Below are 21484 nucleotides of genomic sequence, written 5' to 3'. Positions count from 1 at the left end.
CTGTTTGATGCGGCAGCACGGAGCCTCTTTGCCATTGCCGCTCTGCGCTGCCGCCTTTTTCTGGCCGGCCGGATGCCCGGCCGTGCCGGCGGCGATCGGGCCTCAGGCAATCACCACATAGATCCAGGCATCCGCCTCGCCGTCCGCCAGGCGCACCCGCGCGACGACCCGCCGGTAGCCGTCGCCCTCGAACGCGTCCAGGCGCGGCCAGTGCGCCGGCAGGTCGGCGGATTCGAACAGGTGGACCTCGACCTCGCCCCCCGCCGGGTCGAGCACCAGGCCGGGAAAGCCCAGCTTCGCGCCCCAGCCGGCCTCGACCAGCCTGCCCCGCACCGTGCCGCGCCGCCAGCGCCCTTGCAGCCCGTCCAGCCGATGATGGTTGACCCGGCCGGGCGCCAGGCTGCCATAGGTGGCAAGGCGGGTGTCGATCGAACCGGCCTGGCCTTCCATGCTCTGTTCCCCCAAAACCCCTTGCCCTCTCGAAGCCCAGCCTAGCCGCCCGCCCTGCCATCCTCACCCTGTTTCGCGCCGGGCCGCTCGCCGTTCCCCGCCGGGGCTCCGCTAGCCCAGGCTGCCGGCGAACCGCTCGGCCAGCCGCTGCGCCCGGAACGCTGATGCCAGCCAGTCCACGAACAGCCTGGTCTTGGCAGGCAGCAGGCTGCGCGAGGCGAAATAGACCGAGATCCTGCCGGCATCGGCGTACCAGCGCGGCGCCAAGCGGACGAGCCGGCCGCTCTCCAGGGCGCCCAGCACGTCCGGCACCGCCAGCATGGCGACGCCCAGGCCCAATAGGGCCGCTTCGCGCATGGCGGCCGGATCGTTGAACACCAGGGTTTCCCGAAGCAGCGCCGGCATCTCCAGGCCGGCGGCGTCGCGCAGGGTCCAGTGGCGGATCCGGCCGGTCTGCAGCGAGCGCATCACGATCCCGTCCAGCGCGCCAAGCCCGGCCGGGTCGGCCGGCGGCGCCCGGCCCTGCAGATAGCCGGGGGACACCACCGCGACCAGGTGCGCCGGCGCCAGGGTCCGCGCCACGATGCCGGGTGCCAGGTCGAACCCGCCGCCGATCGCGGCATCATAGCCCTCGGCGGCCAGGTCGACCTGGCGGTTCTCGAAATGCCATTCCGGCCGGATGCGCGGGTGGCGCGCCAGGAAGCCCGGCAGCAGGGGCAGGACATGGTCCAGGCCGAAGGTCGGCGGCAGGCTGATCTTCAGCGTCCCGCCCGGCTCGCCGCCCTCGGCCGCTGCCCCGGCGATCGCCGCCTGGATGCCGTCCAGGGGCCCGGCCACCGCCAGGCGGAACCGCTCGCCCGCCTCGGTCAGGGTCAGCCGGCGGGTCGAGCGGTGGAACAGCCGCACGCCCAGGTCGCGCTCCAGCAGGGCGACGTTGCGGCTGACCGCGGCGGGCGTGAGCGAGAGCCGCCGCGCCGCCTCGGAAAAGCTGCCGTGCCGGGCGCTCTGCACGAAGGCCTCTAGCTTGGCCAGCGTCTGCATCGGCGGGCTTCCTTCAACGGATCGTTGAAACCGGAACGAGCGATTCCTGTCTAATCCGGTGGGAATGATCCTGCCATGGTCGTCTGGCCGCACCGGATCCCCCCGCGCGGATCCTCCCGGAGACTGCCTCATGTCCCATCCCACCCAGCCCCTGGCCGGCAAGGCCGCCCTGGTCACCGGCGGCTCGCGCGGCATCGGCGCCGCGATCGTGCGCCGCCTGGCCCGCGACGGCGCCCACATCGTGTTCAGCTACGCCCGCTCGCAGGCCGAGGCCGAGCGGCTGGTCCAGGAGGTCCGGGCGCAGGGCCGCCAGGCCGTCGCGATCCAGGCTGACCAGGCCGATCCCGCCCAGGTCGCCGCCCTGGTGCGCCAGGCCCACGAAGCGCTTGGCCGGCTCGACATCCTGGTGAACTCGGCCGGCGTGTTCGTCACCGGCCTGGTGGGCGACCCGGACGCCGATCTGGCCGGCTTCGAGCGCCAGCTTGCCGTCAACCTCACCGGCGTCGCCGCCGCGGTGCGCGCCGCCGTGCCGCTGATCAGCGATCACGGCCGGATCGTCTCGATCGGCACCACCGGGGCGGTGCACATCCCGTTCGCCGGCGCCGCCGACTATGTCGCCACCAAGGCGGCGGTGGCCGCCTATACCCGCGGCTGGTCGCGCGATCTGGGGCCCCGCGGCATCACCGTCAACGTGGTCCAGCCGGGCGCCATCGACACCGACATGAACCCCGAGGACGGCCCGTTCGCCCAGACCCTGAAGGGCCTGGCCGCCCTTGGCCGCTATGGCCGGCCGGACGAGATCGCCGGGGCGGTCGCTTTCCTGGCCGGTCCCGACGCCGCCTACATCACCGGCGCCACGCTGAACGTCGACGGCGGCCAGACCGCCTGATTTCCCGCCCGATCATCGTGCGCTCCATCAGCACAGAGAAGCGAAGCCATGTCCCCCATCGGCATCATCGGCGCCGGCCAGATCGGCCGCGCCCTCGCCACGGCGCTGGCCCGCCAGGGCCTGCCCGTCCTCCTGTCCAACAGTCGCGGCCCGGCCAGCCTGGCCGAGACCGTGGCCGCGATCGGCTCCCCGGTTGCCGCCGCCAGCCGCGAGGAGGCCGCTTCCCGGCCGATCGTCGTGGTGGCGGTGAACTGGTCGAAGCTGCCGGCAGCGCTGGCCGGCCTGCCCGACTTCGCCGGGCGCATCGTCGTCGACGCCAACAACCCGATCGAGGCGCCGCTGTTCCGGCCAGAGCCGCTGGGCGAGCGCTCCTCGTCGGAAGTGGTGGCGGGCCTGGTGCCGGGCGCCCGGCTGGTGAAGGCGTTCAACCATCTCCAGCCGCACCTGCTCGCCGGCGATCCGTCCGGCGATGGCGGCAAGCGCGTTCTGTTCTATTCCGGCGACGATGCCGGTGCGAAGGCGCAGGTCGGCGCGCTGATCGACCGGCTGGGCTTCTTCGGCATCGACCTCGGCCCGCTCGCGATCGGCAGCCGCCTGGTCCAGTTCCCCGGCGGCCCGCTGCCGGCCCTGAACCTGGCGAAGATCGGCTAGCGGGCGCCGCCGCCCCGCTCCCGTGCAAGGAGGAAGCCCATGTCCGCGACCCAGGAGATCAAGGCCGGCCAGGAGCCCGATTACGCCCGGCTTTTGCGCGACAACCTGGAGCGGGTGTTCAACCAGCGCGACCCGGCCCTGCGCATGGCCGCCCTGGACGAGCTGTTCGTGGCCGAGCCGGTGCTCTACGAGCCCGACAACCTGGTGATCGGCCGCGCCGCGATCTCCGCCGTGGTCGGCAATCTCCTGAAGCAGTTCCCGCCGACCTTCCGCTTCACCCCCAGCGCCGAGGCGGTCGGCCACCATGGTCTTGCCGCCCTGCGCTGGCAGGCCGGCCCGGCCGATGGTCCGGTCCTGGTCACCGGCACCGACGTCGCCGAACTGAACGGCACCCGCATCGCCCGCCTCTGGGTCCTGCTCGATCCGGAGACGCCGGAGAGCTGAGAGGCGGGCGCCGGCTGCGCCGCTACCCACCCCATGGCGAGGGCCGGGCCTAGCGCTGGGCAAAAGCGAGCTGCGCCGCCAGGCCCGCGAACGCGGCAGCAAAGCCCCGCCGCATCCATGCCTGCACGGCGGCGCTGGCCAGCACATGCCGCCGGACGCCGGCCGCCAGGACCCCATAGCCAGCGAACACCAGCAGCGTCAGCGCCATGAACACCAGGCCCAGTTCCGCCATGCGCTGGACCGGCGAGCCCTCCGCCGCGCGCACGAACGGCGGCAGGAAGGCCAGGAAGAAGATCGAAAGCTTGGGGTTCAACAGGTTGACGAGGATCGCGGCCCCGATCACCTGCCGGACATTCCTCTCGCCGGTCTGGGGATCCAGACGGAGCGCCCCACGCGCCCGCAGCATCGTCCAGGCCATGTAGGCCAGGTAGGCGACCCCGGCATAGCGCAGGGCCTGGAAGGCCGCAGCGCTCGCCTGGAGCAGTGCTGCCAGCCCGCTGACCGCCGCCAGCAAATGCGGGACGATGCCGAGCGTGCAGCCGCAAGCCGCGACCAGGCCAGCCCGCGCCCCGCCCGAAAGCCCGGCCGCCACCGTGAACAGCGCGCCGGTGCCGGGGGAGGCAATCAGCACCAGCGAGGTGAGCAGGAATTCCGCCGTCATCGCGGCGCCACCTCCGTCACCACCGCTCCTGGCCAGGTCTCGGCCAGCGCCCGGGCCAATGTCGCCATCAGCGCGGCCACATCCTCGCCGCCCGTCTCGTGCAGGGCCTCGGCCACGATCAGGGCCTGGGTGGTGCTGGCGCGGATCGCCGACCAGCCGCTCTGCCGGCTGGTCCAGCGCCGCGCATGCGCCCGGCCGCCCTCATCGGCGAAGATGATCTCGCCAGGCTCCGGCCGCTCGATCCCGCCTGCCAGCGTCTCGTAGGCTTCCCCGCCATCGGCGGACCGCACGGTCAGAGCACCGGCGATCCTGGCCGTGTCGAACACCGCCACCGGAATGGCGAAGCCCAGTGAGGCGGCGTTGCACAGGTCGATCAGCGGATGGCGGGCGGGCAGGGCCCCTTCCTTGCGATAGCGCCGCAGCAGGGCTTCCGACGCGCAGCGATGCTGCGTGGGCTTCAGCCCCATCGCCGCGAAGGCGCGCCGCCAGGCCCGGATCTCGGGCAACCCGCCCTCGCTGGCGACAGCCAGCCGGCAGTCGGCCATGCCGGTGAAGCGGGCGATGGCCCGGGGCGGTCCGGCCGTCCCGTCCACGCCGTCGATCAGGAGGGCGCCCGAGCAAAGCTTGGGAAAGCGGGGCCGGATCTCGGCCGCGTAGCGAAACGGGAAGGACATGGCGGTGGCCCGGCTGGTTTTGCCGGGCCATCTGCGCGACGAGGCTTCCTTGCGTCTTGACGGGAATTGCAGGTCAGCGCCTGGCGGCGGCAAAGCGGCCGGGCGACATGCCGTAGGCGCGCACGAACAGCCGGGTCATGTGGCTCTGGTCGGCAAAGCCCGCCGCCTGGGCCGCATCGGCCAGGACGACGCCGCCCGCGATCAGCCGCCGGGCCTTGTGCAGCCGGCGCTGGACCAGATAGGCGTGCGGCGTCAGGCCGGTCGCCCTGGCGAAGCCCCGGATCAGCTGGAACGGGCTGACGCCGCCGATCTGGGCCAGCTCGGCAAGCGAGAGGGGCGCCGACGGATCGTCGTCGATGCGCGCCCGCACCCGCCCGATCCCCAGCACCGCTCCGGGCGCGCGCCCGGGCGATCGGCGCTCGACAAGCCGCGCCAGCAGCAGGATCAGGCTCTGCTGGCCCTCGATCTCGCTGCTTCCGCCCTGCGGGTCGGTCACCGCCCGGAACAGGGACCGGAACGCTGCTGCCGCCGCCGGATCCCGCCTCACCGGGTGCGCCAGCTCCGCACCGGCGCCGCCGCCCCCAGTCAGATCGCCCATCGGCCCCGCCAGCGCCGCCGGCTCGAGATACAGCATCCGCCAGGCCCGGCCGCTCTCGCCGACCGGCAGCCCGTCATGCACCTCGCCCGGGTTCACGGTGATCACGTCGCCGGCCTGCGCCTCGACCATGCCCCGCCCGCTCGAGGATCGCTGCGCCCCGCGCAGGATCACCCCGATCCCGAACTGCTCATGGATATGCCGGCCGAACGCATGCCCGGTATCCGCCGACACCGCCTCCACGCCGTTCATCCAACAGCGCGCAATCTCGAACCGGCCTTCCATCCCCCCGCCTGCGCTGCTCCGGCCCTGGCCGCAGGCTGGTCCCGCCTGGGCCGCAAGGCAAGCACGCCGGATCCGCGCCTGCGCCCGCGGGGCGCCCGTTGGCCGAAAGGTCGAGCCGGCGGAAGCCCGGCCAGCAGGACGTGCGGCGGGCGGCTGGCTAGCCTGGCGACCGGGATGGATGACGCAGGCATCGCGCCAGGAAGCCTCAGCCAATGTATCAAGGCGCTGCTGGCACGAACTGCCTGCCCTGGAGCCTCGGCTATCCATGACAAGCATGATGGCCCCTGAGGCGGCACGATCACGAGGCACGACATCGATGAACATGCACTACGGCCCGGCGCTGGCGGCCCTGCTCGGACTGGCCGGCTGCACCGCCCCGCAGGCCCTGCCGGACCACCCGGGCGCCGTCGCGGCCATCGAGGACTACTACGCGGCCCATGCCTGGGAGGAGGGTGCCCGGTGCGTGCAGCCCTCGATGCAGGTGACGCAGGCCAAGGTGCTCGACGACGCCCCGGACCATCTGGTGGTCGAGGCGCGCTACCATTGGAGGGACGGGCGCCGGTCCAGCAAGGCCGCCGGCTTCTGCAGCGGGTTCGCTACCAGGACCTTCACCCTCGATGACGGCCGGGTGGTCGCGATGACGGGGGAGCAGCGGCGCTAGGTCGTCGGTCGGATGCATCCCCTTGGCTGTGGGTGAGCCGGGCTTCTGCGATCAGCCGGCCGCGATGTCCTGCGCCTCCAGGCTGTTCAGGCCAAGCAGGGTCAGCCGGTCGCCGCTCAGCGTGCCCTTGAGGTCTTCGCCGGCCGGCAGCTTGGCATTGAGAAGCGCCGAGACGTCGATCACCAGGCTGCGCACGCCCTCGACCAGCCTGCTGTCGGCAAACCGGTCCAGCCCGCTGATCGCGCCGTCGCCGTTGCTGTCCAGCACGTCGAACAATTCATCATGGGAATAGGACACGCCGTCGGCACTGCCCGGGTCATCGGCGGCACGCGCGCTCCAGACGAGCCTGTCCTCGCCTGGGCGGAGGTCGGTGATGATGTCGGCGCCGGTATTCTCCGGATCGAAATTCGGCGGCGCGTCCGGATCATCTCCATGCCGGTCGATCGAATAGCGGAAGGTGTCTCTCCCGCCGCCGCCCGTCAGCCGGTCGTCGCCTTCGCCGAAACCACCGTTCAGCAGGTCGGCGCCGGCACCGCCGTCGATCCGGTCGTTGCCGATCTTTCCGTCGATGAAGTCGTTGCCGTCGTTGCCTTCCAGCGCGTCGTCGGAGAACCCGCCACTGATGGAATCGTCGCCGCCCAGGCCGAACAGGGCGATGGGCGTGGTCAGTTCCTCTTCGCTTGAGACCATGACCCCGTGCAGGGCATCGTCATGGGAAGTGCCCCGTACCCGCTCCACGCCGGTCAGCGATTCGTAGGTCAGGGTATCTTCGAGGTCCGGCCAGGAGCCCGGTGCGTAGGACGAGGCCAGGTGGACGAAGACGCCGCGTGCTTCGCCTGCGTAGGAGACCGTGTCGATCCCATCACCACCGATGAACGTGTCGGCGCCTGCCCCACCATGGAACAGGTCGTTGCCGGCACCTCCTTCCAGCACATCGTCGCCGTTGCCGCCCCGCAGAACGTCGTTACCAGCATCGCCGCTGATGAAGTCGTTGCCGTCGTTGCCTTCCAACTCGTCGCCGGCACTGCCGCCGACAAGGCGGTCGTTGCCGCCCAGGCCGAAGAAGGCCAGCGGATCGTCCCAGGTAATGGGGAAGCCGTCCTCGATCTGGGCGAACATCAGGTCATCGTGGTTGCTGCCACGCACCCGCTCCACCCCTTCGAGCCGCTCCACCACCGTGGGGTCGACCATCTCGGGATCGCCATTGGCCGCATAGTTGCCGACCATGTGCACGAAGACGCCATACGTCTCGTGGACGAACGAGACCGTGTCGATCCCATCGCCACCGAAGAACCGGTCGGCCCCGGTCCCGCCATGGAACAGGTCGTTGCCGGCCCCGCCTTCCAGCAGGTCGTTGCCGCCGTCCCCCCGCAGGATGTCGTCGCCGGAGTTGCCCCGCAGGACATCGTCGCCGGCCCCGCCGGCCAGGTCGTCCTTGCCGGCACCGCCCCACAGATAGTCGCGGCCGGCATCGCCCAACAGCGTGTCGTTCCCGCCATCACCGAACAACCGGTCGTTGCCGAACCCACCGCCCATGCGGTCGTTGCCGTCCCCCCCATGGATCGTGTCGTTCCCGGCCTCGCCATACAGGCGGTCATTGCCGGCAAGGCCTCTGACGGCATCGTTGCCGCCACGCGCCCAGATGACGTCGGCAAGCGTCGTCCCGCGCAGCACGTCCGCGCCGCTGGTACCGTTGATGCTGGCCATGGGAGTGTCCTGTGATGCTGAACTGAACCATGAAAATGAAAATAATGTTAAATATGGATCATAATTTGGTAATGATCAATTTTCTTTTCGGGCGACGGCGCTGTCCGGCCGGGGAACGTGTCGTTCGCACAGCCTCCGCCTAAGGAGGCTGCGGAGGTCAGAGAGAGTGAGGCGCCGAGCCCGACGGACGTATCAGGCCCACTCGCCGGCCCTGGCATGGTCTGCTGGCAAAAGCCCGGCAGCCGACCGGATGCCGGCGCCGTCGAACGGTCCCAGAGCCCGCCGCTCGACGGCCCGCCACCTGCTGCGGTGGGCATGAAACCCGCCCGGACGGTGGCAATGCTCGGCGTGCCGGCCACGACCCGGCCTCAGGCGACGACCACATAGATCCAGGCCTCCGCTTCGCCGTCTTCCGTGCGCACGAGGGTAGCGACCCGCCGGTAGCCATCCCCCTCGAACGCGTCGAGACGGGCCCAGTGCCCGGGCAGGTCCGGCGATTCGAACAGCTGGACCTCGACGAGAGGCCCGCCCGGGTCGAGCACCAGCCCGGGATGGCCCAGCGCCGCTCCCCAGCCGGCATCGATGAGCCTGCCGCGCACCGTGCCGTGCCGCCAACGCCCCGCCAGCCCCTCCAGCCGATGATGGTTGACCCGGTCGGGCGCCAGGCTGCCATACGTAGCCAGGCGCGTGTCGGCCGCGACGAGGCAACCCGCCATGCCGTTCCCCAGGACGGTTGAACCTCCAGGTCAGCCTAGCTCGCCGCCAAGCCGCCCTCATCCTGTTTCGCGATGCATGGTCACCCGTCTCATCCTCGCCGCTGTTGGCCTGGACGGTGCGCAGGTCGCCAGGCGGCCCGCGCCGATGACCGTCTTCCGACCGGGCAGCCGCCTCTCCCGGAACGCGACGGCTTCCTATTCGAATGGTCCGCTTTCGGATTTCAGGCTCTCCGCCCGCAGTCTTCGCGTCTCGACGGCCTTGCGGGCCGCCGCACTTCGTTTGCGCGTAAGGGCTGCTTTGGCGCCGGCGTCCTTCATCCTGGCCTTGTGGCTGGGCTTGCCCTCGATGGTCTGCCAATGGGCTTGGAGAAGCCTGATGGCCTCCACCGGGTACAATCCGGCATCGTACATCCAATGGTGCGTCTGGCACAGACGCGCCAGATTGTCGGGGCCGTTGTTGCTGGCATCGTGGTCGAGGTGAGCAACCGTCAGGCACGTCGCTAGTTGCAGCCCGCATACCGCGCAGCACTTGAAGGGATAGTGCTCGTTGAGCACCCGGCGTGCTTCGGCCTGGTTGCGGACTCGGGCCGGAGGAGTGTCTTTCATTGGGCCGGCGAGTGCCGATGGGCGCTATTATTCGGAACGATCCGAGCCTGCATGTCAAACTCCCGCTTGCCTGCTGAGGCATCTTTCGTGGTGAAAAACTGGATGCAGAGTATCGGACTGCGTTGTCCTCATAGGCGCCGGTCTCTAGGACCTCAAAAAGCCTCGAACGGGCTGGTGACACGGAGTGGAGAAGCCCGCTGTCTCTGCATTCTGCACGCGCTCTCGCCCACTCCGCATGTTCGCAGACCCAACGTGCTTGCCACTTGACCTAGATCATCCTGTCGCGAAGCCCCTCGCGGGTCTCGACCTGGACGCGGCTATCTGTGCCGCCTTCGGCGCTCTTACGCTGCAAAGAGCTATCACTACTCCCGCGGCGTTCAAGCTCATCTGGTTCTAATTTCCTGATCATCAGTCGTAACCTGAACCGGATCATGGTCTTTGGCTGGAGTACCGGTTGCCCTACAGATGTCGACCCGGCGGATATTGATGACCTGGCTGCCTGCCTGCTCTCTCGTTCAACAAGAATTCTGAGCGTATCGCGTGGCTCTCGGCTGAGGACCAAGGCAGAGGTCAGGATTGCGAATTGATAATATTCCTATATATATCTCCAGAAGGACCATCATCCTCCCGGAGCCCCGCCATGCCCATCGCCCGCTCGCCCGCCCAGATCGAAGCCGCCCGCCGCAACGGCGCCCGCTCACGCGGCCCCGCCACCGAGGAGGGCAAGGCCGCCTCGGCGCGCAACGCGCTGCGCCATGGGCTTTGCGCCCGCGAGATCCGGGTGCTGGCCGGCGAGGATGCCGAGGCCTATGAGCGCCTGCGCCTGGCGATGCTGGACCGCTGCGCCGGCGACGACGATCCCTTGCGCATCTGCCTGACTGAATTGCTGGTCGACAATGTCTGGCGGCAGTTCCGTTTGTCCCGCCAGGAGACCGAGCAGCACGCCAGGCTCGACGCCGAAGCCGACCACCTGGCCGGCGAGGGCGGACCGGCGCCGGACGGCCAGCAGCGCCTGGTGCATCTGGCCCGCTACCGCGCCCAGCACCTGCGCGAGTTCAAGGAGTTGATGGCGAACCTGGACGGCCGCCGCCCGCCGGTCCCCCAGGCGAGCGAACCCGGCGCCGATCCGTGGCGAAACGAACCCGGGACGGATGGCGACGACGACCCCGAGGACGAGGCCTGGGACGAGGACGGCCAGGCCGGGGACGGTTGGGAGGGCGACCAGCCGGAAGCCCGCCCGGCGGCAGCGGCCGGACGACCAAACGAACCCGGCAACCGCCGGCACCCCCAGCCGGCCACCCCGGCGGCTCTGTCCCCGGCCACCCTGTCTGCCGCCGAGCGCAGCGCCCGGGACCGGCAATATTGGGAAGACTATCTGGACGCCAAGCTTGCCGCCTTCGCCCGCTGGGAGCGCCCGAAAGGCCTGCCGGCCCCGCAGGTGCCAGGCCCGAAGGCCGGCTGAGCCGGCCCCGGCCTCCAGGCGCCTTGGCTCAGGGGATCAGGCGCACCTTTGGCTCGCGCGCCCAGATCCGCTGGTTCTTGGCCGCCGCCACGAACCGGTCGGCACCGCCGTTCGGGCCGATCTGCACCACCCCGTCGTCGCGCATGGCGGGCTTGATCCCGGCTGCCTCCAGAAGCGGCTCGGCCGGCTGGGAGAAGCCGATCACCTTCAGGTGCTGCCAGGCGTCGTGGGTGAACGCCACCGCGGCCTGTTCCAGCAGCAGATCGGCGATCCCCTGCTCGGCAGCCAGGATCACCACCGCGTCGAACAGGACCGACGGCCCGCCGGCCAGCTGGAAGTCGGCCATGATCCTGCTGCCGTCGGCGGCCTTGGCCCCGCCGACCTTGGGCGCGATCAGCTTGAGCTTGGCGCCCTCGGCGGTGACCGCCTGCTTCACCTGGTCGACCAGAGCGGCATCGACGCCGTCGGTGATCAGGCAGCCGACCATGCGGCCCTGGATGGTTTTGGGCGCCTTCTGGATGATGCTGAGCGCCGGGGAGGGCGGCAGGTCGTGGCGCGGCTGGGCGGCCGCCGGCGGGGCGTCCGGCAGGGTCTCCAGGCCCAGGCCGTTCGCGACCCGCCTGGCCAGCGTCTCGTCGACATGGCGCAGGTGCCCCACGATCCGCTCGCGGATATAGGGGGTCTCGACCTTGCTGAGCTCGAAGCTCAGCGCCAGGACCATGTGGTTCTGTTCGGTCTCGGTCTGGCTGCGGAAGAACTGGCCGGCCTGGGAATAATGGTCGGCAAAGGATTCGGCGCGCAGCCGCACCGCCTGGCCGTCGTTCTGCCGGGGGAAGGTGGTGAAGCCCCGCTCGGGGCATTCCCGCGGGGTATCGCCGCCGCCCAGCGAGTTCGGCTCGTAGGCGACCCGGCCCTTCGGCACGCTCATCTGCATGTGCCCGTCGCGCTGGAAGTTGCGCATCGGGCAGACCGGCCGGTTGATCGGAATCTGGTGGAAGTTAGGCCCGCCCAGGCGCTTGAGCTGGGTGTCCAGGTAGGAGAACAGCCGGCCCTGCAGCAGCGGGTCGTCGGAGAAGTCGATGCCGGGCACGATGTTGGCAGGACAATAGGCGACCTGCTCGGTCTCGGCGAAGAAATTGTCCGGGTTGCGGTCCAGGACCATCTTCCCGATCATCTTGAGCGGCACGACCTCCTCGGGGATGATCTTGGTGGAATCCAGGACGTCGAACTCGAACGCGTCGGCGGTGGCCTGGTCGAACAGCTGGACGCCCAGCTCCCATTCGGGAAAGTCGCCGCTCTCGATCGCGTCCCACAGGTCGCGGCGGTGATAGTCCGGGTCGGCGCCGCTGATCTTGAGCGCCTCGTCCCACACCACCGACTGCATGCCGAGCTTGGGCCGCCAGTGGAACTTCACGAAGGTCGCCTGGCCTTCGGCGTTCACGAAGCGGAAGGTGTGGATGCCGAAGCCCTCGATCATCCGGAGCGAGCGCGGGATCGCCCGGTCGGACATCGCCCACATGATCATGTGGATGCTTTCCGGCATCAGCGAGACGAAGTCCCAGAACGTGTCGTGGGCCGAGGCCGCCTGCGGGAAGCCCCGGTCCGGCTCCATCTTCACCGAGTGGATCAGGTCCGGGAACTTGATGGCGTCCTGGATGAAGAACACCGGGATGTTGTTGCCGACGAGGTCCCAGTTGCCTTCCTGGGTATAGAACTTCACCGCGAAGCCGCGCACGTCGCGCGGCAGGTCGACCGAGCCAGCCCCGCCGGCCACGGTGGAGAAGCGGGCGAACACCCGGGTCTTCTCGCCCGCGCGCTGCAGAAAGTCGGCATGGGTGTACTCGGCCAGGCTCTCGTACAGCTCGAAATAGCCGTGCGCGCCACTGCCGCGGGCATGCACGATCCGCTCGGGAATGCGCTCGTGGTCGAAATGCATGATCTTCTCGCGGAGCACGAAGTCCTCGAGAAGGGTCGGCCCGCGCACCCCGTTGCGCAGCGAGTTCTGGTTGTCGCTGATCGGGATGCCCTGGTTGGTGGTGAGCCTCGGGTGGCCGCCGCCCGCCCGCTCGTGCAGCTCGCCGCCATGGCCGCGCAGGTCGGGGTCCTGCAGGCTGGATCGATCGTCGTGCATAAGTTCGCTCCGGACGGGCAGCAGATGGGGAAGTGTACCCCAGCCAACCGGTCCTGGCAGCCGAAGTTCCTGCTGAGGCTCAGGGCCGGCGCGGGTTGGAGAGCAGGGTGGCGATCCAGCGCGTGGCCGGGAAATGCTCGCACACGATCACGAGGGTGGTGGTGACCGGGATCGCGATCAGCGCCCCGGCGATGCCCCAGACCCAGCTCCAGAACGCCAGCATCACCACGATCGCGATCGGCGAGAGCGACAGGCTGTGGCCCTGCAGCATGGGGTAGACGAAGTTGCTCACCGCCAGCTGGATCAGCAGGAAGCCGGCGAACACCACCGCCGGCATGGTCCAGCCGTCGTACTGGATGATCGCGTAGAGCGTGGGCGGGACGATGCCCACCAGGTTGCCGACCACCGGGATGTAGTTCAGCAGGAAGTTGAGCAGCCCCCAGACCAGGAACAGCTCCAGCCCGGTCACCACCGACCAGACCGCGCAGGCCACCCCGGTGATCAGGCTGGTCAGCGTGGTCACCCCCAGATAGCTGCGGATCTTGGCGGAGATTTCCCCGGCGGCCTGCACCACCTCGCGCCGCTCGCGAAAGTGCAGCTCGTCGCGCAGCTTGCGCTGCAGGGCCGGCACCTCCGGCAGTCCCAGGATCACCAGCAGCGCGATGAAGCCCAGATAGACGAAGATCGTGTAGGCGTTGGACAGGATGCTCTGGCCAAAGCCGATCAGGCGCTGGTAGCCCTCCTTGCTGCCCAGCTGCACGTCCAGCCCGTCCATCATGTCGCTGGCCGAGCTGTAGGCCGCCTCGAACCGGTCCCAGTTCTGGCTGAAGGCGTGCATGACCTGCAGGGCGGAGAAATAGACCGAGGCGGTGAAGCCGCCCAGCACCAGCAAGAGCACCAGGATCGTTCCGGCATAGCTGAGCTTGGAGGGCAGGACCCGGTCGAGCCAGGGCTTGACCGGCCAGACCGCGGCAATGATCACGCAGGCCACCGCCAGCGGCATGGTGACCGAATAGGTGGCGCGCAGCCCCATGGTGACGAGCACCAGGGCGATGACGGCCAGCAGCCGGCGGGTCCATGCCGAGGTCGGCTCGGGCATGACGGTCCTTTCGCGCGGTGGTGGTCAGCCCGGCTGCGGGCGCAGGGCTGCCGGCGTTTCCTTCTTGGCCGCGCTCCGGCGGCGGCGGGTCCGGATTGCCGAATCCACCTCGGCGCCGATCAGGACGGCGCTGGCGGACAGCCAGATCCAGATCATGAAACCGATCACGGTGCTCAAGGAGCCGTAGAGCTCGGAAAGATTGCCCAGGTTGGTGACATACCAGGAGAACAGCACCGAGCCGCCCAGCCAGAGCAGCGAGGCGACGGCACTGCCCGCCAGCACCGCCATCCAGGGCGCCCGGCCGCAGGCGGGGCCGTACCGGAACAGGAGCGTCAGGACGCCGGTGACCAGCACCAGCAGCACCGGCCAGCGCAGCAGGCCGATCACCTGCCGCCGGCCTTCCCCGACGCCCAGCAGTTCCAGCAGCGCCGGGATGATCAGGACCACGGCGATCGCCAGCAGCAGGAACAGGATGCCGGCCAGGGTGAACAGCAGGGTGACCGCGTAGAAGCGCAGGATGCCGCGGCTCTCCTCGCAGCGGTAGATCCGGTTCAGGCCGCGGAACAGCCCCTTGGTGCCGACATTGGCGCTCCACAGCAGCATGGCGAAGCCGACATAGGGGGCGAAGCTCGGCACGCTGCCGGCCGATTGCCAGCGCTCGGCAAAGCGCCGGATATGCTCGACCACCACCTGGGTGCTGGTGTCGGGCAGGATCGAGCGGAGCGCTTCCACCAGCTGCTCGATCCGCTCGGGCTCGGCGAACAGCCCGAACAGGGCAACCAGGGCCGACAGCGCCGGGAACACCGCCAGCAGCACGAAGAACGCCACGCTGGATCCGGTGATCAGCACGTCGTCGTCGCGCAGGCGCCGCATCACCGCCCGCAGGGTGAGGAGCGGGGCGAAGACCCTCATCCGGATGGCGCTCCGGCTGGGATGGATCGCGTGGCGGGGCGGTTTTTGCCGATCGTCAGTACCCTTCGTCGGGAATGTTCAGGAGCGTGCCGCAGGCCTTGCAGTGCACCGCGTCCGGATCGTGGCGCTGCAGGCCGCAGGTGGGGCAGGGGAAGCGGACCTTGTGCGGCCGGAACAGGACCTGGGCCAGCCGCAGGAACAGCGTCACCCCGCAGATCATGATCACCACCGAGATCAGCCGCCCGGTGGTGCCGGGCAGGGTGATGTCGCCGAAGCCGGTGGTGGTGAGGGAGGTGACCGTGAAGTAGAGGGCATCCATGTAGTTGTGGATGTCCGGGTTGCTCCAGAACTGGGTCGTGTAGACGATCCCGGTCATCACGAAGATGAACACCACCAGGTTGGTGACCGCCAGGATCGCGTCCTCGTTCTGGCGGAAGAAGCGGCTGTCCCGGCGCAGCCGGCTCAGGAACTGGTAGGTGCGCAAAAGGCGCAGGGTGCGCAGGATCCGCAGGAAGCCCGCGCCCTCGCCGACGATCGGGCTCAGGAACGAGGCCAGCGCCACGATGTCGGCCCAGGTGGACGGGCGCAGCAGGTCCTGCATCCGGGTGCGGCTCACCCAGAACCTGGCCAGGAAATCGGCCAGCAGCACGATGCCGAACACGACGTCGATCGTCTCGACCACGTCGCTGCGCGGCAGGAACGAGGTGCCGATGATGAACAGGATGGTGGTCAGGTCGAAGACGAACAGCCCGTAGCGGAAGCGGTGGGCCCGGCTGGTGTTGCCCTCGTAGAGCTCCCGGATCCGTTCCTTGCCGGCGTTGCGGCGTCGTCCGGTCGACTGGATCATGCGCCTCCTGGCCGCTGCGAGATCATGACTGCCGAGGCTCGCCGGCGAGGGCGCGCTCCTGCCCGCCGCTCGCGGTCACCTGCCAGCGCGGGCGGGGCGGACGCTCGGCCTTCGGCCAGCCCTCGCGCTGCACCCCGCGCATGCCGTCGGTCTCCTCGGTCTGATCGTGCAGCAGCATGACCTGGGTGTCGAACGGCATGTCGATTCCGGCGTCGTCCAGGGCGTTCTTGACCGCCTCCACCACCCGGCCGCGCTGGCGGACCACGTCGATCCGCTCCGACGCGGTCCAGTAGCGCACCCGCAGGATCACGGCGGACGCGGCCAAGTCCCAGGCCAGCACCTCCGGCGCCGGGTCGCGCTCGACCCCGTCCAGCGACGTCACCGCGCCCAGGATCGCGTCGCGGGCCGCCTCGATGCCGTCGCCGTAGCCGATGCCGACATCATACTCGCTGCGCCGGATCGGGAAGGCGGTGTTGACCGTGACGGCGCTGGCATAGACGACGCTGTTCGGGATGATCGCCCGCCGCCCGTCATAGGTGCGGATCAGGGTGGCGCGGGTCTCGATCCGCTCGATGGTGCCCTCGTTGCCTTCCACCACGATCTGGTCGCCCGGCCGGAACGGCTGGCGGAACAGGATCAGCAGGCCGGCCAGCCAGTTCTGCAGGATGTCCTTGAACGCGAAGCCGATCGCCACCGAGCCGATGCCGAGCGTGGCCAGCAGGTCGGCCGGCTTCACCGAGGGGAACACGATGGTCATCGCCACCAGCACGCCCAGCAGGATCACTACCCACCAGACGAAGCCGCCCAGCACCTGGCCGAGATTGGCCCGGTCGCGATGGGTGAGGAAGCGCCGGCACAACAGGCTGGCCAGCCAGCCAAGCCCCACGAACACCGCCAGCACCACCAGCCCGATGACCATGTTGGGCAGGAGGCGGAAGAAGCCGGCGATCATGGCGTCGACCTTCTGCCAGGCCAGGCTCACTTCCGGGGGGAGTTCGTCCATTCGGGCTCCGTTCTTAGGCTCGCGACCGGTCCCCCGAGCCGGGCCGGCACGATCCCTGACAGGCCGGCCAACTCCCCAAAGGACCGCTGGACCTTCCAACGCCGGGAGGAACTGCGAGTTCCTGGCCGCCCCTTCACCGGCCGGATAGGCTGGGGCTACCACCCAGGCCTGCGAGAACCGATGCCCGACCTGATGCCCGTGATCCGCACCACCGCCATGCCCGCCGACACCAATCCGGCCGGCGACATCTTCGGCGGCTGGCTGATGGCGCACATGGATCTGGCGGCCGGCAGCGTGGCGACCAGGCGGGCGCGCGGCCGCACCGTGACCATCGCGGTGGAGGGCATGGCCTTCCTGAAGCCGGTCCTGGTCGGTGACGAGGTCAGCTTCTACGGCGAAATCCTTTCCACCGGCCGCACCTCGATCAAGATCCGGATCGAGGCTTGGCGCCGTCCCCGGGAAGGCGACCAGGAGACCAGGGTGACCGAGGCGGTGTTCACCTTTGTCGCCATCGGCGAGGACCGCCGGCCGCGCGAACTGCCCGCGGAACCCGACCCGGCCTAGGCTTCGGGTCGTGCGTCTCGACAGGGTGTGGGGGGTGATCCAGCGGCGCAGGTCGCGGCGTATCCCGGTCAAGTCGCCGGACCGGGTGGTCGTGATGCGGCAAAGGGTGATTTCAGCCGGATCATCATAGAGCGGCTTGCGGCAAAGACGGTACCGAAGCCGCCCGGAGATCCTGGAGCGGGACCTGCCGGCGCCGCCTCTTCGGCGGATGCGGGAGATCCTTGTCGGAACCATGGCCGCGCCGGGATCGCGTCGCAGGGCAGTGCCGCTCTGGTGGCGCTGGGCCCGGCGGCAACGGCGAGGCTGGGCACCCGGGCAGCCGGCGCGCGATGAAGCGTAGCCTGCGCTTCTCCGCCTCAGGCAGGTCGATCGCGGCTGCCGGGAGCGGAACGAGGTACTATTTGACACCTGCGAGGAGCGGGGGAGAGATCGATGCTCGAACAGTTCGATGCGCTATTGCTGGCACGGATACAGTTCGCCTTCACCGTCTCGTTCCATTTCATCTTTCCCGCCTTCTCGATCGGCCTCGCCAGCTACCTCGCCGTGCTGGAGGGCCTGTGGCTGTGGACGGGCAGAGAGATCTATCTCCGGCTGTTCAAGTACTGGGTGAAGATCTTCGCGCTCGCCTTCGGCATGGGCGTGGTGTCGGGGATCGTGATGTCCTACCAGTTCGGCACGAACTGGTCGGTGTTCTCCGACAAGGCTGGGCCGGTGATCGGGCCGGTGATGGCCTACGAGGTGCTGACCGCGTTCTTCCTGGAAGCGGGTTTCCTGGGCGTGATGCTGTTCGGCATGAACCGGGTCGGCAAGGGGCTGCACTACGCCGCCACCCTGGCGGTGGCGATCGGCACCTTCACCTCCGCGTTCTGGATCCTGTCGGTCAACAGCTGGATGCACACGCCGGCCGGCTTCGCCATGAACGATGTCGGCCAGTTCGTGCCGGTGGACTGGTGGGCGATCGTGTTCAACCCGTCCTTCCCGTTCCGGCTCGCCCACACCGTGATGGCAGCCTACCTCACCACGGCGCTGGTGGTGGGTGCCGTGGGCGCCTTCCATCTGCTGCGCGACCGGATCAACGAGGGGGCGCGGGTGATGTTCACCATGGCGATCGGCATGATCGCCATCGCCGCACCGGTCCAGATCTTCCTGGGCGACGCGCACGGGCTGAACACGCTGGAGCACCAGCCCACCAAGATCATGGCCATGGAAGGCCATTTCGAGAGCCATCCCGACGGCGCGCCGCTGATCCTGTTCGGCCTGCCGGACGAGGAGGAGCGCACGGTGCACTACGAGGTCGCCATTCCCAAGCTGTCGTCCCTGATCCTGGAGCACAGCCTGGACGCGCCGCTCAAGGGGCTGGACACCGTTCCGGAGGATGAGTGGCCGCCGGTGGCGATCGTGTTCTGGTCGTTCCGCATCATGGTGGGCCTGGGCTTCCTGATGCTGTTCCTGGGGGCCACCGGCGCCCTCGCGTTCTTCAAGGGGCGGCTCTACCAGTGGCGTCCGCTGCACTGGTTCGCGCTCGCCATGGGCCCGGCCGGGTTCGTCGCGGTGATCGCCGGCTGGGTGACCACCGAGGTCGGCCGCCAGCCCTACACGGTGTACGGCCTCTTGCGCACCGCGGATTCGGTGGCACCTCTGGAGGCGCCGGCGGTGGCGACGTCGCTGCTGGTGTTCGTGGTCGTCTACTTCGTCGTGTTCAGCGCCGGCACGCTCTACATCCTCAAGCTGATGGGCCATGCGCCGCATGCCGGGGAGCCGGGTCCGGAGGCGGTCCGCGAGCAGCCGCAACGGGCCGCGGGAATCACCCCGGCGTCGGCGGTCGATCCGGACCGCACCATCGGCGGGCGCGGCGCGGAGGCAGGGGCATGATCATCGACCTTACTGTGGTTTGGGCGTTCGTGATCGCGTTCGCGGTGTTCGCCTACGTGGTCATGGACGGGTTCGACCTGGGCATCGGCATCCTGTTCCCGTTCTTCGCGGTCGGCCGGGAGCGGGACAGCGCCATGAACACGGTGGCGCCCGTGTGGGACGGCAACGAGACCTGGCTGGTGCTGGGCGGCGGCGGGCTGATGGCGGCGTTCCCGCTGGCCTACGCCATCATCCTGCCGGCCCTCTACGCGCCGATCATCGCCATGCTGCTGGCGCTGATCTTCCGCGGGGTCGCGTTCGAGTTCCGCTGGCGCGACCCCGGCCACCGCCGCTGGTGGGACGTGGGCTTCACCGTCGGCTCGGTGGTCGCGGCGCTGGCCCAGGGCATCACCCTGGGTGCGCTGCTCCAGGGCATCACCGTGGAGGGGCGCTCCTACGCCGGCGGCTGGTGGGACTGGCTGTCGCCGTTCAGCGTGCTGGTGGGGGTGAGCCTGGTGGTCGGCTATGCGCTGCTGGGCGCCACCTGGCTGATCATGAAGACCGAAGGTCAGCTCCAGGACCACTGCTTCCGGCTGGCCAGGATCCTGGGCCCGGCCACGGTCGGCTGCATCGTGCTGGTGAGCCTGGCCACGCCGTTCCTGAGCGAGGAGTACTATCGGAACTGGTTCACCTTCCCGCAGGTCCTGTTCGCCGCCCAGGTGCCGATCCTGGTTGCCGTCGCCTCGGTGCTGTTCTTCATCGGGCTGGCGCGCCGCTGGGAGTACTGGCCGTTCCTGATCACCCTGGCCCTGTTCGCGCTGGGCCTGATCGGCCTGGGGGTGAGCATGTTCCCCTATGTGATCCCGGGCGCCATCACGATCTGGGACGCGGCCTCGCCGGAGAAGAGCCAGCTCTTCATGCTGGTGGGCGCGTCGATCCTGATCCCGATCATCCTGGCCTATACCGCCTATTCCTACTGGGTGTTCCGCGGCAAGACCGGGCATGAGGGCTATCACTGACCATGGCGGGGCAGGCGAAGAAGGACTGGCCGCGACGAATTTTGTGGTTCGTGGGCCTGTGGGCGGCCGGGGTGGCCGCCGTGGGGCTGGTGGGCGCGGTGATCCGGTTCTGCGTCAACTGACCGGCGTCAGGTCGGCGGCCGGTCGCGCATCCGCTCGACGATCGCCGCCCAGAGCTCGAGGTCCTTGCGGAAGTCGGCGAGGTCGGTCTTGGGGCGGGTCCCGTCCTGGACGTGCCGGTGGAACAGCTTGAGCTCGGCGGCGAACGCGTCCGAGTAATACGGGCCCAGGATGCGCTGCTTCACCCCGTCCTCGCCCCGCTCGGCGATCTCCAGCCGGGTCGGCAGGCTGCGGATGTAGGGGGTGTCGTAGACGATGCGCACGCGCTTTCTGTCCGAGCGCACCTCGATCATCGCGTCGAACAGGCCGATCCGGTCGATCGCCGCCTGGTACTGGCAGAGATAGTGGCCGTAGTCGAAGGTGATCGCGTTGTTGAAGCCGCCATTGGTGCGGTGCGCGGCCAGCACGCGCTTGGGCTCGCCGATCAGCTCGCGCATGGCCGACAGGTGGTGGCAGCTCATCGAGGTCAGGATCGCATAGGCCTGGACCAGGTCCGGCGGGGCGTCCGTGCCCACCACCTCGCGGTAGAGCCCCTCGCGGCGGGCGGCGCTCTCCTGGCGCAGGTCGGCCGGGACGTCCTTGGGGTAGAGGATGTCCTGGCTGTGGCGCATGAACTCGGTGCCGAGCGAGATCAGGTCGTGGATGCGCACGTGGGTGATCTCGGCCGCCGGCGGCAGCTCGGCCTTGGCGGCGAGATAGGCCGGCGCGTAGCGGCGCATGTAGGCGACGAACAGGGTCTTGGTGTGCCGCTCGGCCAGCGGCAGCAGCTCGTCGATCTCGCGCAGGTTCAGGCAGGCGGGTTTCTCCAGGAGGATGTGCTTGCCGGCCGCGATCGCCATGCGGACATAGCGGCTGTGGGTCTCGTCGGGCGAGAGGATGAACACCGCGTCGATGGCGGGATCGTCGATCAGGGCCCGGGCGCTGTCATGGACGCGCACATCGGCATAGCGGCCGCTGACCAGGCCGGTCAGCTCGGCCGAGACGTCGTGCACCGCCGCGATCCGGAAGCGGTCGCGCAGGTCGGCCAGGGTCGGCAGGTGGATGGACTGGGCGACCTCGCCCAGGCCGATCAGGCCGACGTTCAGGATGGTCAACG

The 21484-nt window shown here is 69.3% G+C and carries 23 protein-coding genes; 9 read left to right on the top strand and 14 right to left on the bottom strand.

Annotated features, from left to right (window positions below; all coding sequences use genetic code 11):
- Positions 1-102: 102 nt before the first annotated feature.
- Together GEMRO_RS0102565 and GEMRO_RS0102560 are read right to left on the bottom strand one after the other, a co-directional pair.
- Complete coding sequence (locus GEMRO_RS0102565; protein WP_035484633.1) at positions 103-450, bottom strand: gamma-glutamylcyclotransferase family protein; 348 nt, start codon at positions 448-450, stop codon at positions 103-105.
- 111 nt (positions 451-561) lie between these two features.
- Positions 562-1491, bottom strand: a complete 930-nt coding sequence (locus GEMRO_RS0102560; protein ID WP_027132765.1) for a LysR family transcriptional regulator — start codon at positions 1489-1491, stop codon at positions 562-564.
- 130 nt (positions 1492-1621) lie between these two features.
- On the opposite strand from GEMRO_RS0102560, the gene GEMRO_RS0102555 reads away from it, so the two are divergent.
- The 3 genes from GEMRO_RS0102555 to GEMRO_RS0102545 are packed head-to-tail and all read left to right on the top strand — an operon-like array spanning position 1622 to position 3475.
- On the top strand, positions 1622-2380 hold the full coding sequence (locus GEMRO_RS0102555; RefSeq protein WP_027132764.1) for an SDR family NAD(P)-dependent oxidoreductase: 759 nt from the start codon (positions 1622-1624) through the stop codon (positions 2378-2380).
- Positions 2381-2428: 48 nt separating this feature from the next.
- The gene (locus GEMRO_RS0102550; RefSeq protein WP_027132763.1) at positions 2429-3031 is read left to right on the top strand and encodes an NADPH-dependent F420 reductase; all 603 of its coding nucleotides are present in this window, start codon (positions 2429-2431) and stop codon (positions 3029-3031) included.
- A gap of 39 nt (positions 3032-3070) precedes the next feature.
- On the top strand, positions 3071-3475 hold the full coding sequence (locus tag GEMRO_RS0102545; RefSeq protein ID WP_035484630.1) for a nuclear transport factor 2 family protein: 405 nt from the start codon (positions 3071-3073) through the stop codon (positions 3473-3475).
- Positions 3476-3524: 49 nt separating this feature from the next.
- Here the strand turns inward: GEMRO_RS0102545 and GEMRO_RS0102540 are convergent, their stop codons facing one another.
- The 3 genes from GEMRO_RS0102540 to GEMRO_RS0102530 form a co-directional block, all read right to left on the bottom strand.
- A complete protein-coding gene (locus GEMRO_RS0102540) occupies positions 3525-4136 on the bottom strand; it encodes a LysE family translocator (protein ID WP_027132761.1) in 612 nt (203 codons plus the stop codon).
- Complete coding sequence (locus tag GEMRO_RS0102535) at positions 4133-4810, bottom strand: B3/B4 domain-containing protein (RefSeq protein ID WP_027132760.1); 678 nt, start codon at positions 4808-4810, stop codon at positions 4133-4135. Before GEMRO_RS0102535 ends, GEMRO_RS0102540 begins: the two co-directional genes overlap by 4 nt.
- A 73-nt stretch (positions 4811-4883) precedes the next feature.
- Positions 4884-5657: an AraC family transcriptional regulator gene (locus GEMRO_RS0102530; RefSeq protein WP_240476580.1), complete on the bottom strand. Its 774-nt coding sequence runs from the start codon at positions 5655-5657 to the stop codon at positions 4884-4886.
- Between the two features lie 349 nt (positions 5658-6006).
- On the opposite strand from GEMRO_RS0102530, the gene GEMRO_RS0102525 reads away from it, so the two are divergent.
- A complete protein-coding gene (locus tag GEMRO_RS0102525; RefSeq protein ID WP_027132758.1) occupies positions 6007-6351 on the top strand; it encodes a hypothetical protein in 345 nt (114 codons plus the stop codon).
- Positions 6352-6402: 51 nt separating this feature from the next.
- Here the strand turns inward: GEMRO_RS0102525 and GEMRO_RS35610 are convergent, their stop codons facing one another.
- The 3 genes from GEMRO_RS35610 to GEMRO_RS0102510 all read right to left on the bottom strand — a co-directional run bounded on the left by GEMRO_RS35610 (position 6403) and on the right by GEMRO_RS0102510 (position 9329).
- The gene (locus GEMRO_RS35610; RefSeq protein WP_027132757.1) at positions 6403-8058 is read right to left on the bottom strand and encodes a calcium-binding protein; all 1656 of its coding nucleotides are present in this window, start codon (positions 8056-8058) and stop codon (positions 6403-6405) included.
- Between the two features lie 368 nt (positions 8059-8426).
- A complete protein-coding gene (locus GEMRO_RS0102515; RefSeq protein WP_027132756.1) occupies positions 8427-8774 on the bottom strand; it encodes a gamma-glutamylcyclotransferase family protein in 348 nt (115 codons plus the stop codon).
- A 195-nt stretch (positions 8775-8969) separates the two neighbouring features.
- Positions 8970-9329: an HNH endonuclease gene (locus GEMRO_RS0102510; protein WP_027132755.1), complete on the bottom strand. Its 360-nt coding sequence runs from the start codon at positions 9327-9329 to the stop codon at positions 8970-8972.
- A 691-nt stretch (positions 9330-10020) separates the two neighbouring features.
- On the opposite strand from GEMRO_RS0102510, the gene GEMRO_RS32265 reads away from it, so the two are divergent.
- Positions 10021-10842 (top strand): hypothetical protein, encoded by an 822-nt coding sequence (locus GEMRO_RS32265; protein ID WP_027132754.1) that lies wholly within the window; start codon positions 10021-10023, stop codon positions 10840-10842.
- 28 nt (positions 10843-10870) lie between these two features.
- Here GEMRO_RS32265 and GEMRO_RS0102500 read toward each other — a convergent pair whose 3' ends face one another.
- The 5 genes from GEMRO_RS0102500 to GEMRO_RS0102480 form a co-directional block, all read right to left on the bottom strand.
- Positions 10871-12973, bottom strand: a complete 2103-nt coding sequence (locus GEMRO_RS0102500; protein WP_027132753.1) for a catalase — start codon at positions 12971-12973, stop codon at positions 10871-10873.
- A 79-nt stretch (positions 12974-13052) separates the two neighbouring features.
- Positions 13053-14072 (bottom strand): AI-2E family transporter, encoded by a 1020-nt coding sequence (locus GEMRO_RS32260; protein ID WP_051328599.1) that lies wholly within the window; start codon positions 14070-14072, stop codon positions 13053-13055.
- Positions 14073-14096: 24 nt separating this feature from the next.
- Positions 14097-14984 (bottom strand): YihY/virulence factor BrkB family protein, encoded by an 888-nt coding sequence (locus GEMRO_RS27075; RefSeq protein ID WP_051328598.1) that lies wholly within the window; start codon positions 14982-14984, stop codon positions 14097-14099.
- A 55-nt stretch (positions 14985-15039) separates the two neighbouring features.
- Entirely contained in the window at positions 15040-15831 is a 792-nt protein-coding gene (locus tag GEMRO_RS0102485) for a potassium channel family protein (RefSeq protein WP_205624878.1), read from the bottom strand.
- Positions 15832-15853: 22 nt separating this feature from the next.
- The gene (locus GEMRO_RS0102480; protein WP_027132751.1) at positions 15854-16834 is read right to left on the bottom strand and encodes a mechanosensitive ion channel family protein; all 981 of its coding nucleotides are present in this window, start codon (positions 16832-16834) and stop codon (positions 15854-15856) included.
- Between the two features lie 180 nt (positions 16835-17014).
- Between GEMRO_RS0102480 and GEMRO_RS0102475 the strand changes: the two genes are divergently transcribed.
- From GEMRO_RS0102475 to GEMRO_RS33230, 4 genes are all read left to right on the top strand, one after another.
- The gene (locus tag GEMRO_RS0102475; RefSeq protein WP_035484628.1) at positions 17015-17398 is read left to right on the top strand and encodes an acyl-CoA thioesterase; all 384 of its coding nucleotides are present in this window, start codon (positions 17015-17017) and stop codon (positions 17396-17398) included.
- A gap of 432 nt (positions 17399-17830) precedes the next feature.
- On the top strand, positions 17831-19270 hold the full coding sequence (locus GEMRO_RS0102470) for a cytochrome ubiquinol oxidase subunit I (protein ID WP_027132750.1): 1440 nt from the start codon (positions 17831-17833) through the stop codon (positions 19268-19270).
- Complete coding sequence (gene cydB / locus GEMRO_RS0102465) at positions 19267-20268, top strand: cytochrome d ubiquinol oxidase subunit II (protein ID WP_027132749.1); 1002 nt, start codon at positions 19267-19269, stop codon at positions 20266-20268. The genes GEMRO_RS0102470 and cydB overlap by 4 nt, the downstream gene beginning before the upstream one ends.
- Before the next feature lie 2 nt (positions 20269-20270).
- Entirely contained in the window at positions 20271-20390 is a 120-nt protein-coding gene (locus GEMRO_RS33230; protein WP_084506448.1) for a DUF2474 family protein, read from the top strand.
- Between the two features lie 6 nt (positions 20391-20396).
- Here GEMRO_RS33230 and GEMRO_RS0102455 read toward each other — a convergent pair whose 3' ends face one another.
- Positions 20397-21482, bottom strand: coding sequence for a Gfo/Idh/MocA family protein (locus tag GEMRO_RS0102455; protein WP_027132748.1), 1086 nt, complete (start codon positions 21480-21482; stop codon positions 20397-20399).
- Positions 21483-21484 lie beyond the last annotated feature (2 nt).

Source organism: Geminicoccus roseus DSM 18922 (genome assembly GCF_000427665.1).
Classification (GTDB): Bacteria; Pseudomonadota; Alphaproteobacteria; order Geminicoccales; family Geminicoccaceae; genus Geminicoccus; species Geminicoccus roseus.
The sequence above is the reverse complement of the archived record's forward strand: the minus strand, read 5'-3'. Positions and strand labels throughout refer to the sequence as shown.